Origin of the sequence: Pseudonocardia benzenivorans CB1190, assembly GCF_000196675.2 — a bacterium.
GTDB classification, from domain to species: domain Bacteria; phylum Actinomycetota; class Actinomycetes; order Mycobacteriales; family Pseudonocardiaceae; genus Pseudonocardia; species Pseudonocardia benzenivorans.
Map to the genome: position 1 here is coordinate 65,776 of NC_015312.1, position 12,783 is coordinate 78,558.

A 12,783-nucleotide genomic window follows, 5' to 3' on the forward strand; every position below is an offset into this window, starting at 1 on the left:
GACTGCGCGCCGACCGACCCCTGGTGATGCATACGGCGCCTACACCAGGGGCTGGCCGGGCTGGTCCTGCTCGCACTCCCCGGCCTGTTGCCGGCGAGCCTGTCGGAGGTCAGCGGGGCGAAGTTGTGGATCCGGCTGGGGCCGTTGTCGATCCAACCCGGCGAGTTCGCCAAGCTGCTGATCATCGTGTTCACCGCGGCGTTCCTGGTCGCCAAGCGGGATCTGTTCCGCACCGCCGGGCGCCGGTTCCTCGGCGCCGAGCTGCCCCGCCTGCGAGATCTCGCTCCGCTGGTGGCGGCGTGGGCGTTGTCGCTGAGGATCCTCGCGATCGAGCGGGAGCTCGGCGCCTCGCTGCCGATCTTCGGCGTCGTGCTGGCGCTGATCTACACCGCCACCTCGCGGGTGTCGTGGGTGCACCCGGTGCCGAGAATTGGCCATTCCCTCACCGTCGCCTCACCTCGGGCGAAGGGGAAATTGGTCCGTCGTGGTACGGAAACGTCACCAAGGCGGCGACTCACCCACTCCGGTTCCGGCGGTTTTCCGGCTCGGTTCCCGAGCATTTCTCCAATGCGCCGCATCCTGCGATCGTTTCTGCCCGCCCCCCTCCGGACGGCCTCGTCGAGGGGACGGGAGCGGGTACTGTCGTGGCTGGGGCGCCCGCTGGCGTCGTTCACCTTGATCGTCGGGCTGTTCCTGCTGCTGACGGTGCTCGGGCTCGTCATGGTGCTGTCGGCGTCCAGTGTCGAGGCCCTGCTGCACACGGGCTCCTCTTACAGCGTCTTCTACCGCCAGCTGATGTTCTGCGCGGCCGGGCTGGTCATGTTCGTCGTGGGCATGCGCGTCGAGCCGGCATGGCTGCGGCGGGCATCGCCCGTCCTGTTGTTGCTCGGACTCCTGCTGCTCGCCGGCGTCCTGATCCCTGGTGTCGGAACGGCAATCGCCGGTGCCCGCAAGTGGTATTCGATCGCCGGGCTGTCGTTCCAGCCGTCCGAGCCCGCGAAGATCGCGTTGGCCCTGTGGGGCGCCAACATCCTGACCCGCTTCCACCGCCCCGCGTGGAAGGACCTGCTCTCGCCGCTGCTTCCGGCGGCGGCGTTGATGTTGACCTTGGTCGTGCTCGAACCCGATCTGGGCACCGCAGTGTCCTTGGCGATCCTGGTCATCGCCTTGCTGTACTACGCCGAGGCTCCGCGGCGGGCGCTCGTCATGATCGGCGGTGGCATCGTCGGGGGTGGCCTGGTCCTCGGGCTGACGGCCGGATATCGGCACAGCCGTATCGTCTCGTTCCTCAGCCCCGACACGGCCGACCCGTTGGGGGCGGCCTATCAGTCGACGCAGGCGCTGTACTCGCTCAGTGACGGCGGTTGGTTCGGGCAGGGCCTGGGGCAGGGCGCGGCGAAATGGAGCTATCTCCCCAACGCCTCGAACGACTTCATTTTCGCCATCCTCGGGGAGGAACTCGGGACCGTCGGCGGAATGGTGGTGATCGGGCTGTTCGCCCTGCTTGCCCACGTCGGGCTCAGGATCGCCGCGCGCAACCGTGACCGGTGGGTTCGGGTCGTCGTCGCGACCCTCACCACCTGGCTCGTCGGGCAGGCCGCGATCAACATCGGCTACGTCGTCGGGCTGCTGCCGGTGACCGGTATCCCCCTGCCCCTGATCTCCTCCGGCGGGACGTCGTTGGTCGTGACCATGTTCGCCTTCGGCGTGCTCGCCGGTGCCGCCTGCAGGGAACCGGAGGCGTACGCGGTGCTGCGCCAGGGCATGGCACCACGGCTGTCCCGCTTGACGGGCATCGGCCCGAGGAGGCCGCCGCCACCAGGGGCGACCGCGACGGCGCCGGCAACGCGCGCCACTGAGCAGACGGGGCCGTGAGCCGGGGAGTCATGTCCGACCCGATCCCCTGCGCCGGAAGCGATCGGCGATCTGCGGGTCGTCCTCCCACCACAGCCTCGCCGGCGGCCCTCCCTCAGCGACGCCGCCGGCTTCGCCGCTGCCGGCAGCTCGGTGGGTCGCCGCGGTGCCCTCGGCGTCCTGCTCGGTTCCCCGGGCGAGGGCCCGCGCGTCGAGCTCGGCGTCGATATCGCGGGCGCGCTGCTCGTCTTCGCGAGCCATGCGGGAGAACACGATGGCGATGAACGGCAACCCCACGACGTCGCCGCCCACCCATAGCACACCCGCTCCGATGACCTGGTCGGTGCGCAGATCGGGCCCCCACTGTCGATTCAGGGCGACGTAGAAGCCGGCTGCGATCAACGGCCCGAGCCACACCACGACTCCCAGCACCGCGTCGCCGACCATCTCGACGATCGTGATCGCCAGCGTCACACCGTACGAGCCCGCCCGTGGCGTCGGGTCGACCCGGAACCGCGTCCAGAAATACACGAATCCCACCAGCATGAGCATGGCGGCCACCGCGCCCGAGACCGTGGCATCACGCAGCGTGGCCTCGTAGAGCGGGCTCATGTACAGCACCAGGATCGGCACGATGAGCAGAACCGTCACGACCGGCGGCACGGTCGCCCACACCAGCGGCCGCGAGTGCAAGATCCGCGACAGCCGTACCCGCAGCGGCGACGGGACCGCAGCCGCGAGCAACGTCAGCGGAGCGCCCATCGCCAGCAACATCGGGACGACCATCAACAGCACGATGTTCTGCACCGCCCGGACCCAGAACAGCGTGTCGTCATAGACGCCCAGGAACGAGCAGCCGACCAGCAGCAGGGCGACAATCCCGAGCCCGAAGCACCACGTCCTCGACCGCGGCCACCGACCTCGCCAGCGTCGGAGCCCGGCAGCGTATCCGCCGGCCAGCACTGCTGACGCACCAAGAACACCTGGCGCGAAACGCCACGCCGTCACCACCCGCAACGCCGTCAACGGCGGGACTGACGACGCCATTGCGACCGTATTCATCGGCCCTCCCGTCGTTGCCTGCGAGGTTAAGGCAAATCTCGGTCGCCGATCGGCGGCCCCCTCATCACGATTTACCTCACGATTCACCCAGAATGAGCCAATCAACGATTTCGCCCGACCTGGCCGGCGGAGGCGCGGCCGCGTTTGGCCGAGCGATACTTCTCGGGTGGATTCCTGCGAACCCCCGGACATGCACGACCGTCCCGGGGCCGCCGACGCCTCGCGCCATCACGCGATCGAGGCCATCCGGCGCGAACTCGCGCGGCTCGAGGGCGCACTTCTTCGAGACGCCGGCGACCGCTGTCCTCGGCAGCCGGCCTGGCGACGCGTCACCCCCGTCGAGAGCAGACGGACGGCGGCGCTGGCCGTCGTCGTCGCCATCGGCCTGCAGCTGGCGCTCCCGGACAGCCTGGCCCTCGTTTCGCGCTGGCTCCTGCCGGCGCTCGAACTGGCCACCCTCGCTGCCCTGCTCGTTGCCGGCCCCAGCGGCATCGACCCGGAATCCCGATGGCTGCGCGCCGGCAGCCTCGGCCTGATCGGCCTGCTGAGCCTCGCGAACGCGTGGTCGGCGACGCTGCTGGTCGTCGGCATCATCACGAACCGGTTCGGCGATCAGGCCGGCCCGCTACTCAGCACCGGCGCCGCGATCTGGCTGACCAACATCATCGCCTTCGCGATCTGGTACTGGGAGCTCGACCGCGGCGGGCCCGCCGCGCGCGCCCACGCCCGTCGGCTCGATGCCGACTTCCTGTTCGTCCAGATGCAGAGCACCGACCCGCACCAGCTGGAGTGGGAGCCCACGTTCACCGACTACCTGTATCTCTCCTTCACCAACGCCACGGCGTTCAGCCCGACCGACGTCATGCCGCTGACTCGATGGGCGAAGATGCTGATGCTGCTCCAGTCGCTGGTGTCCCTCACCACGGTCGCGCTGGTGATCGCGCGCGCCGTCAACATCCTGCACTGAGCAGCCTGCAGTGACGACCATGAAGGGCCCACCGACACAGACTCCGCCCCGCAATCATCCAGGGACCTCACGTGTTCGACATCAGCGTCGCCAAGCTGATCGTGCTCGCGCTCGTGGCCCTGTTCGTTCTCGGTCCGGAACGTCTCCCCGGGGCAGCACAGTGGCTCGGCCGGGCGATCCGCACGGTCAGGACATTTGCCTCCGACGCGCAGAAACAGGTGAACCGCGAGATCGGACCCGAATGGCGGGAAGTCCGCGAAACACTCTCAGAGCTCCCCGTCCAGGAACTACGCACCATCCGCAACGGGACCCTGCTGGGCACCGGTCTGGCGGTGACCATCGCGCTGCAGGTGCTCATCGCTGTGGGCGGGGTCCCAACCTGATCCCGGAGACCGGGCTGACCACCCCGTTCCTTTCCTACGGTGGGTCGTCGCTGCTGGCCAACTACGTCCTCGTCGCGCTGCTGCTGCGGATCTCCGACACCGCCCGCAGACCGGCTCCGGCCACCCCGCGGCGGCTGGCTCCGCTGGATCAGGCCTCCACCCAACTGGTTTGCGCGCCCGACGGACGCGCCCCCGGCCCGGGTGGGCCAGCCCGGCGGCGGGCCTGACCACAGGGCACCCGACACCGGCCGGTGCTCGACGCCTCCGTGGACGTTCGTGCGGCGGCTCCCGCCGATCACGACCGCTCCGCCTCGCGACGGTCGCGGTTGCGCGCCGCCAGATCACCGGCACGACCAAGCTGATCAGCGAGCGCTTCCGGGTGCTCGCCTGGGCGGAGATCATCGAGTCGCTACCGGGGATGGGCCCGCTGTTGAGCGCGGAGTTCCTGGTCGCGACCGGCGGTGATCTGACCAGCTTCGCCACCCCTGGGCGGCTGGCTTCATACGCGGGCTTGGTGCCGGCGCCGCAGGACTCGGGGCGGGTGACGGGCAATCTGCGTCGCGCCACCCGCTACAACCGACGGCACGCCGGGTGTTTTACATGGCGGCGTTGTCCAGTCTGAAGATCGATGTCAACGGATCGGCGGGTTCCAGTCAACGTCGCAACGATGGCTCGGACGAAGAGGCTAGCAACGCAGCGAACAGCTCGGCGGGAGCGCGGTCGGCGAGAACCATTCGAGGGCGGGTGTTGAGCTCGTTCTCGACGGCCTTGAGGTGCCGCGGGCTGTGGATGCTCAGGTCGGTCCGCTTAGGGAAGTACTGACGCAGCAGCCCGTTGGTGTTCTCGTTCGATCCCCGCTGCCAGGGCGCGTGGGCGTCGCAGAAGTAGACGGGGACCGCGAGGGTGGCGGTGATGTCGGTGTGTCTCGCCATCTCGGTGCCCTGGTCCCAGGTGATCGAGCGCAGCAGCGACGGTGGCAGGTCGCCCATCCTCATCGCGAGGACGCGGTGCAGCGTGTGTGCGTCACGCTGAGGAAGGTGTAGCAGCCGGACCAGGCGAGTCGTGCGCTCGACCAGGGTGCCGATCGCCGAACCGTGGTCCTTGCCCACGATCAGGTCGCCCTCCCAGTGCCCGGCCTCGGACCGGTCCTCGGGTCGGAACGGGCGCTGGTGGATGGTCAGCATCGGCTGCGCGAAGCGGGGCCTGCGCCGCTCGACCTTCTGGTGCGCTCGGCGATGATCGCGCCCGGTCCGCAGCGGCGATCGATGCACCGACGGCACCCTTGAGGGCCGGACGAGAGAGGACCCGGGCTCATAGATCGCCTGGTAGATGCTTTCGTGACACAGACGCATGCCCGGGAGTTCCGGGAAGCGGGCCCGCAGGTGACGGGAGATCTGCTGAGGGCTCCACCGCTGTGCGAGTAGCTCTCCAACGAGGGCTCGCAGCTCGTGGTTGGTGTCCAGACGGCGTCGGTGCTGGCGGGCTCGGCGGGCCACGGCCCGGCGGTGGGCGTCGAACGGGCGGTAGCCGCCGTCGTTGCGTGCGTTGCGGCGCAGCTCGCGGGAGATGGTCGAGGGTGAGCGTCCGAGGTGGGCGGCTATGCGTCGGATGCTCCAGCCCATCCGGCGCAGGTCGGCGATCTGGAAACGCTCGTCCTGGGATAAGTAGCGCGAGCTGATCTCGCGCACGGCGAGGCGATCCAGTGGCGCCACGAACCCGACCACCCGCCCGTCGCGGTAGGTCTTGTAGCCGCGGGCCCAGTTCGCCCCGGACGTGCGGGACGTGCCGACCTCCCGTGCCGCGGCCTGGATGCTCCAGCCGCGGGCGCGCAGCTCCATGAAGCGCTGGCGCTTGGCCGACTGAGGCCGCCGTCCGGGCCCCTTCTTGACACGACGCGTCGAAGACAACACAACCCCTAAACGATCATGGGAGTGTTGCGACGCTCCGTAGAAACCACCGAACGCCAGGGGGTCAGATTTCCCTACCGTCTTGATCGTCCCGGTCGTAGAGTCCGGGCAGCCGGGGCGCCGGGTATGGCTCTCAGATTTCTGCCGTTCGAATGGCTGCTCCTGATTGGCCGCCCGGCGCCTTCGACGTCTTGACCGCTGATTGAGATCTGCGACCCCGATCGCTGCGTAGGGAATGGCCGGCGAGCACGTCAATGGCGAACTCCACGACCTCACCGACAGGAGCACTGAATGCCGCAAGCCCAGCGAGCGTGGGCCGGAATCGACGCCGGCAAGCGTCATCACCACCTCGTGGTCATCGACGCCGACGGCCGCAAGCTGCTGACTCGTCGGATCGCCAACGACGAGCCCGAGCTCGACCAGGCCATCGCCAGCGCGCGAGCACTGGCCCAGCACGTGGTCTGGGCGATCGACCTCGCCGATGGTCCAGCAGCGCTGATGATCGCGCTGCTGCTCGGGCAGCAACAGCAGGTGCTGTACCTGCCCGGCGTAGCTGTCAACCGCGTCACTCCGGCGTACCGCGGCGAGGGCAAGACCGATGCGAAGGACGCCGCGATCATCGCGGACCAGGCGCGCATGCGCCGAGACCTCCGCGAGTTGCGGCTGGATGACGCCGCGGTCGCAGAACTGAAGTTGCTCACCGCGCACCGAGCCGACGTGGCCGCTGACCGCACTCGTGCGATCAACAGGCTCCGAGCCCAGCTGCTCGGCATTTTCCCAGCTCTGGAGGGCGCACTGGACTTCACCAACCGTGGTCCACTGCTGCTGGTGAGCCGCTTCCAGACTCCGGCCGCGGTGATAGGCATCGAGGAGACCGACCTCGTGGCGTGGTTACGTGAGCGCAAGGCTCGTCCGGCGGCCAAGCTCGCCGCAGCGGCCAGGCGCGCCGCGCAGACACAGCGCACGCGGGTCGTTGGTGAGGAGGCAGCGGCTCGGATCATCTCCTCGCTGGCTGTCACCGTGCTCGACCTCGACCGACAGCTCGCCACGCTCGACGCAGAAATCTCGGAGCGATTCAATGCTCACCGCCTCGCCCCGGTGATCACCAGCATGGTCGGCATCGGACCACTCCTGGGCGCCGAGCTGGTCGCCGCCACCGGCGGTGGCCTCGAGGGTTTTGACTCCGCTGACCACCTCGCCGGCTACGCCGGGCTTGCGCCCGCACCGCGTGACTCCGGCCGACGGACCGGAAATCTCCATCGCCCGAAACGCTACAACCGTCAATTGCAACGAGTGTTCTATACATCGGCCCTGATCAGCATTCAACGAAGCCCATCATCGCGCTCCTACTACGACCGGAAGCGCGCCGAAGGCAAACGACACACGCAAGCAGTTCTCGCGCTCGCCCGACGACGAGTAAACGTGCTGTGGGCAATGGTTCGCGACGACCAGCCGTACCAGGAACCGTCCCTGCTGACCGACCTGGCGGCTTGACAAGGGGATTGAGAATCGGGATCCGGCGACAATCGATGGCCCATCGCGAACGTTCTACCAGCGCAAGCGCAGCGAGCATCGGGTCCACACCAAGGCTCTGCTTGCCCTGGCGCGTCGGCTCGTCGACGTGCTGTGGGCGCTGTTGCGCGACAACAGAACATTCACGCTTAACGCTCTTGTACGGGTACAGGCAGCCTGACGCGGTCGGGGACGAGATGGACCCCGCCTGCGGCGGGGCGCCTGCCGTGCCCTGAGCTTCGCACGGCCGTCTCGACATCAAGGGCCGCTTGCGCGGTCGGCTGGCGCCGACGACCTGGCGGTCGCCCGTGATGTCGAGCCTCTTCGGCCGCGCACAGACGCTCTGGCGGTGGCGGGGAGACCGCCCGCCACCCCTCCGGGACGGGCCCGACAGGTCCTGACCCACGGCGATCACGGAGGGCTGTGGAGGCCAGCCGCCTCGGTGCCTTGACACGCACATTGAGATTTGTCCTCGCTGCGCTGCGGGCGCTCCACCTTGACCGGCTCCTCGTCGACGGCGATTCGGCCTGGACGGAGGAAGGGCGGGGTGCGGTCGGCAGGCTGCGAGCGCCAGCTCGGTCAGGTGCCGGTCGGTGGCCCGGGGGCTCGACGCGGGAGGCGACGGTGATCGGTCAGCGGACGAGCGTCGGTCTGGATGTGCATGCTCAGTCGGTGGTGGGGTGCGGGTTGGACGGTTCGACGGGGCAGCTGTTCGAGCGCCGGCTCGCGCCCGATCACGGCGAGGTCCTCGGCCGGTTGCGGTCGTTGCCCGGTCCGGTCGCGGTGACCTATAAAGCAGGGCCGACGGGGTTCGGGCTGGCGCGTTTCCTCGCGGGCCAGGGGATCCACGGTGTTATGGCTGCGCACGAACTTGCAGGACAGGCTCTAGTCGGGGGGACGGGGCGACGAGATGGTGATCTTGGACGGTCTGGCTGTGGCGTACCCGCTGCGGCTCATCGATTGGGCGGCAGCGCTCGGGGAACTGACCGGTTGGCGCGGAAGTTGGACGTTCGGCCTTCACGGGGATCGGCTGCGTGGGCTCAGTAGCCACACAACGCGCGAAGGGATGTTCCTGTCCGATAGCCCCGCCTACGACGTCGACTCCTATCGGGAGGTGAGAACCGCGAGTCACTTGGAAACACTCCAGCGCCCGGCCTCAGTGGCCCGCCGGCTCGTTGGACGGCTCGTCGATGGTTTGAACACCTTCGGTCGCCTCGCCGGGGGACTCAACGGACCTCGGTGTCTCGGAGTCTGCCTCCGGCTAAAGGACTGGGTTGCGAACGGAGCCTCAGCCGACGTCGGGGAGAGCAGCCGGGGACTTCCGGCGGAGCGGCATGCTGAGTGCGGACTGGCCTGACCTGCGGACCGGCTCCACCTTCATCCGGCCCGTTGGGCCTGGTGCAGCGGGGTGTGGTTCCGGCCTGTCGGGATCCGGTGATTCATGCGAGCGGGCGCGGTGTCGGCGGGGATGAATGGCACCGATGGTGGCAATGAACTGGAGTCTGCCGATGCCACTGGAGGCATCAGAGCCGCGGTCAACGGCTCTCTGACCTGCAAAATGCAGCACAGCTCACATCAGCGATTTCCTTTGCAAGGCGGGGGTTAGGGGTTCGATTCCCCTCGTCTCCACCACGCTGACCAGCGCTTTCGCTCAGCTGAGCCCGCGCCGACCGGTTGATGTCAATGACTAGCTTCGCGACGTGGCCTAGCACCCGGCGAAGCCCCGGGCCGAGGGCCTGATCCGGCGGCGCGGGACCCCCTTCCGGGCGATCCTCTTCGCCGGCGTCGACCCGGTCACCGGGCGGCAGCTCTACCTACGTGGGTCGACCGACGAGGCCGAGGCATAGAAGATGCTGGCGCGCCGCCGGTAGTGGCCGCAGGCGCCCGAACGTGGCGAGCTACCACCGGACCGGAGGGCCGCGACGGTTCCGCCACACGTACCGCGAGCTCGATCTGTTCGGCGACGGACGCCCCGTGTTCAGGGCCTCAGCTGCGCGGCGACGGCCGTGAGCAGAGCGAGTGCATCGGACGGGGTCGTCGCACCGTGCAACAGGTCCGCGGCGGCCGGGTCACCCGTCGCGGCGGCGAGATCGACCACGTGTTCCAGCTGCAGCGCCACCGGCAACCATGCCGCGGCAGCGTGGGCGGGGTCGGGCTCGGCGAGGTCGCGTTCGAGCTCGGCGCGCCAGCCATGGGCGAGGCGATAGGCGTCGTCGACCGCCGCTGCTCCGGAGGAACCCAGCATCCGCGACAGCGCGGCGGTGGCCGCGGAGAACCTGCGCGGCTGGTCGGGCACGCCGCGGCGCGGCCACAGCAGCACACCGGCGACGAGCGCGACGGCGCAGCCGAGGACGGTGTCGAGGAGCCTGGTCCAGGGTTCGACGGCGGCGGGGTTGCCGATGGCGACGCTGAAGAGCGCAGACCCGGTGATGCCGACGACGGCCAGTCCGTAGAGCCGGGGGCGCGCGAGGCCGGCCAGCCCGAGCGCCGCGGCAGCGGCCACGGCGAGCCAGACGGGCGATCGTGTCAATTCGAGGAGAACTGCGACGAGGACGACGCCGACGATCGTTCCGGCCAGCCGGTGCACCGCCCTGACCAGCACCGCGCCGTACTCGGGGCGCAGTACGACGGCGACGGTCAGCGCGATCCAGTAGGCGTGCGCCGGCGGGTGCAGCGCGAGGGCGAGCGCGGTCGCGGCGCCGACGCACAGCCCGATCCGTGCCCCCGTCCACAGCGCATCGGCGTTTGACGCGGCCTGCAACGCGGCCCGGACGCGGGTGGCGCGGCCGGGCAGCGGCGGACCAGCAGGACCGTCCCCGAGGTTGCCTGCCCGGATCGCTACCGCCCGTGCCCGCCAGCCCGCCGGGTCGGCCGGCGCAGCAGTCGACGCCGCCACCGCCTGCGCCGCGAGGGCCGCCCCCGAGCGGGCCTCGGCCCAGGCCGCGTCGAGTGGGCCGGCGACGGCGCCTCGGTAACCGGCGACGGCGTCGCGAGCGGCGGCGGAGGCGAGGGCGAGACGGTGCCGGGCGTCGTCGGAGGGATGGTCGAGGAGATCGGCGGCGGCGTCGAGGACGGCGGCGACCGCGGCGAGGCGGTACCGCGACCGGTGGTGCAGCGCACCGACGAGGCTCAGCGCGAGCAGCACGACGCTGCCGACGGCGTAGGCCGCGACGGGCTCCCACCACGGCATCGGCAGCCGCCCGAACTGCGTGTACGAGACACCGATGACGGCCATCACCGCGGCGCCGGTCGAGGCCGGGCCGATGCACCCGACCATTCCCGCGGCCACGCCGACGACGACGGCTGCCACGAGCACCCACGACACCGTGTCGGGGACGAGCGCCCCGACGGTCATGCCGACCGCTGCGCCGAGGGTCTCGGCGACGACGTGCACTGCACGGGCCCGGTAGTCGCCGCTCCCGATGAAGCTCGCCGCGCACGCAACCCCGAGGTAGGCGATGCCACCGATGCTCAGGTCCGCGACCAGCAGGGACCCACCCAGCACGAGCACGGCCGCGAGCGCCGCGCGCAGCCCGGGGGCGACACCCCAGGGCACGGGCAACGGCGCCAGCGCGGATCGCAGCGCGGACGGGCTCCTCGGCACGTCCGGATCGTGACAGGGCCGTCTCCAATCCTGCTGGATGCGGATTGAAGCACCCTTGGAGCCGGGGCGCGCACCGTCGTCGTCGAGCGGGCCGACGAGCGGCCCCGTCCCCAGGAGCCGGCCATGTCCACCGCCCTCGACGCCATCCCCACCGTGTTCGCCCCCGGCACCCCGGGTTACGACGCGGCCCGCGATGGCTTCGACCTGTCCGCGATCCCCACCCCCGACGTGGCGGTCTCCGCCCGTGACGAGGCCGACGTCGTCACCGCGGTGCGGTTCGCCGCCGAGCGCGACCTGCCCGTCGTGGTCCGCACGACCGGCCACGGCCCGGTCGGCGGGGCCGAGGGCGGCGTGCTGATCGACATCCGCGCGCTCGCCCGGGTCCGCGTGGATGCGCAGCGGCGCACCGCGGTCGTCGGCGGCGGCGCGACGTGGACGCCGGTCCTCGCGCAGTGCGCGCCGGCCGGGCTGATCCCGCTGTGCGGGTCATCGCCCGAGGTGGGCGTGGCGTCGTACACGACGGGCGGTGGGCTGAGCCCGCTCGGCCGGCGGTACGGCTGGGCGGCCGACCGGGTCCGGCGGGTCCGGCTCGTCACCCCCGACGGCGAGGTCCGCGACATCACCGCCGACTCCGACCCAGAGCTGTTCTGGGCGGTCCGGGGCGGCGGCTGCGGCTTCGGTGTGGCGACGGAGCTGGAGTTCGACCTCGTCCGCGGCGACGTGATGTACGGCGGCGGGCTGTTCCTGCCGGGCGAGTGCGCCCCGGAGCTGTTGGCCGCGTTCGGCCGCGTCACCGCGAGCGCGCCCGACGCGCTCAGCCTGTCCGTGGCCTTCGTGTCCTTCCCGCCGGTCGACGCCGTCCCGGCGCCGCTGCGCGGCCGTTTCGTCGCCCACCTGCGTGTGGCGTACACGGGTGCGCCCGTGGAGGCCGAGCGGCTGATCGCCCCCCTGCGCGCCGTGGCGGCACCGATCGTCGACACCGTGCGGTGCCTGCCGATCCTCGAGTTCGGCACGATCCACGGCGACCCGACCATCCCGCAGCCCGTGAGCTGCGGCGGCGCGGTGCTCCCGGCATGGGACGACGCCGCGATCGAGGTGCTGCTCGACGAGGTCGGCCCGGCGACGCCGCACATGCTGGAAATGCGCCACCTCGGCGGCGCGCTCGCCCGCCCGGCCGCGGTGCCCGACGCCGTCGGCAATCGTGACGCCGCGCTCAATGTGTTCACGTCGGCCTATCCGGGCCCGGCGTTCGCGGACGCCGCCGCCATCCAGACGGCGATCTACGAGCGGCTGCTGCCGTGGAGCGGTGGCCGGTCATTGCTCAACTTCACGTCCCGGCCCGACGGCGCGCCCGTCGACGCCCGCGGCGCGTTCGACGCGAAGACCCTCGCCCGGTTGCAGGACGTGAAGGCGGCGACGGACCCGCGGAACCTGTTCCGGACCGGCGTCACGATCCCCGAACCCGCGGCAGTGTCCTGAGGCCCGGCTCCGCAG

7 protein-coding genes and 4 pseudogenes are annotated in these 12,783 nt (G+C 70.4%); 8 read left to right on the plus strand and 3 right to left on the minus strand.

Annotated elements, in window-relative coordinates:
- The first annotated feature begins 66 nt into the window (after positions 1 to 66).
- A complete protein-coding gene (gene ftsW / locus PSED_RS00300; protein ID WP_325176148.1) occupies positions 67 to 1,875 on the plus strand; it encodes a putative lipid II flippase FtsW in 1,809 nt (602 codons plus the stop codon).
- A gap of 9 nt (positions 1,876 to 1,884) precedes the next feature.
- Here the strand turns inward: ftsW and PSED_RS00305 are convergent, their stop codons facing one another.
- Positions 1,885 to 3,108, minus strand: coding sequence for a cytochrome c oxidase assembly protein (locus PSED_RS00305; RefSeq protein WP_325176134.1), 1,224 nt, complete (start codon positions 3,106 to 3,108; stop codon positions 1,885 to 1,887).
- On the opposite strand from PSED_RS00305, the gene PSED_RS00310 reads away from it, so the two are divergent.
- The 4 genes and pseudogenes from PSED_RS00310 to PSED_RS00325 form a co-directional block, all read left to right on the plus strand.
- The gene (locus tag PSED_RS00310) at positions 3,107 to 3,883 is read left to right on the plus strand and encodes a DUF1345 domain-containing protein (protein ID WP_013672279.1); all 777 of its coding nucleotides are present in this window, start codon (positions 3,107 to 3,109) and stop codon (positions 3,881 to 3,883) included. The two genes, PSED_RS00305 and PSED_RS00310, sit on opposite strands and share 2 nt — an antisense overlap.
- A 71-nt stretch (positions 3,884 to 3,954) precedes the next feature.
- Positions 3,955 to 4,149, plus strand: a pseudogene (gene tatB, locus PSED_RS00315) (Sec-independent protein translocase protein TatB); the annotation flags it as partial.
- 39 nt (positions 4,150 to 4,188) lie between these two features.
- Positions 4,189 to 4,493: pseudogene (locus PSED_RS00320) on the plus strand (FtsW/RodA/SpoVE family cell cycle protein); the annotation flags it as partial.
- Between the two features lie 107 nt (positions 4,494 to 4,600).
- A pseudogene (locus PSED_RS00325) lies at positions 4,601 to 4,935 on the plus strand (transposase); the annotation flags it as partial.
- Here PSED_RS00325 and PSED_RS00330 read toward each other — a convergent pair.
- Positions 4,920 to 6,104 (minus strand): IS30 family transposase, encoded by a 1,185-nt coding sequence (locus tag PSED_RS00330; RefSeq protein ID WP_013672281.1) that lies wholly within the window; start codon positions 6,102 to 6,104, stop codon positions 4,920 to 4,922. The pseudogene PSED_RS00325 and the gene PSED_RS00330 sit on opposite strands and share 16 nt — an antisense overlap.
- Positions 6,105 to 6,464: 360 nt before the next feature.
- On the opposite strand from PSED_RS00330, the gene PSED_RS00335 reads away from it, so the two are divergent.
- Both PSED_RS00335 and PSED_RS00340 read left to right on the plus strand, forming a co-directional pair.
- Positions 6,465 to 7,667: an IS110 family RNA-guided transposase gene (locus tag PSED_RS00335; RefSeq protein WP_013672282.1), complete on the plus strand. Its 1,203-nt coding sequence runs from the start codon at positions 6,465 to 6,467 to the stop codon at positions 7,665 to 7,667.
- A gap of 31 nt (positions 7,668 to 7,698) precedes the next feature.
- Positions 7,699 to 7,866: pseudogene (locus tag PSED_RS00340) on the plus strand (IS110 family transposase); the annotation flags it as partial.
- A gap of 1,797 nt (positions 7,867 to 9,663) precedes the next feature.
- On the opposite strand, the gene PSED_RS00345 reads toward PSED_RS00340, so the two are convergent.
- The gene (locus tag PSED_RS00345; RefSeq protein WP_041759134.1) at positions 9,664 to 11,289 is read right to left on the minus strand and encodes an FUSC family protein; all 1,626 of its coding nucleotides are present in this window, start codon (positions 11,287 to 11,289) and stop codon (positions 9,664 to 9,666) included.
- A 123-nt stretch (positions 11,290 to 11,412) separates the two neighbouring features.
- Between PSED_RS00345 and PSED_RS00350 the strand changes: the two genes are divergently transcribed.
- Entirely contained in the window at positions 11,413 to 12,768 is a 1,356-nt protein-coding gene (locus PSED_RS00350) for an FAD-binding oxidoreductase (protein WP_013672284.1), read from the plus strand.
- The last annotated feature ends 15 nt before the right edge of the window (positions 12,769 to 12,783 follow it).

Bases quoted from the DNA above. Each gene is read 5' to 3' on its own strand.
- PSED_RS00305 (WP_325176134.1), bottom strand. From the start codon at position 3,108: ATGTCCGGGGGTTCGCAGGAATCCACCCGAGAAGTATCGCTCGGCCAA.
- PSED_RS00335 (WP_013672282.1), top strand. From the start codon at position 6,465: ATGCCGCAAGCCCAGCGAGCGTGGGCCGGAATCGACGCCGGCAAGCGT.
- PSED_RS00330 (WP_013672281.1), bottom strand. From the start codon at position 6,104: ATGGAGCTGCGCGCCCGCGGCTGGAGCATCCAGGCCGCGGCACGGGAG.
- PSED_RS00310 (WP_013672279.1), top strand. From the start codon at position 3,107: ATGCACGACCGTCCCGGGGCCGCCGACGCCTCGCGCCATCACGCGATC.
- PSED_RS00350 (WP_013672284.1), top strand. From the start codon at position 11,413: ATGTCCACCGCCCTCGACGCCATCCCCACCGTGTTCGCCCCCGGCACC.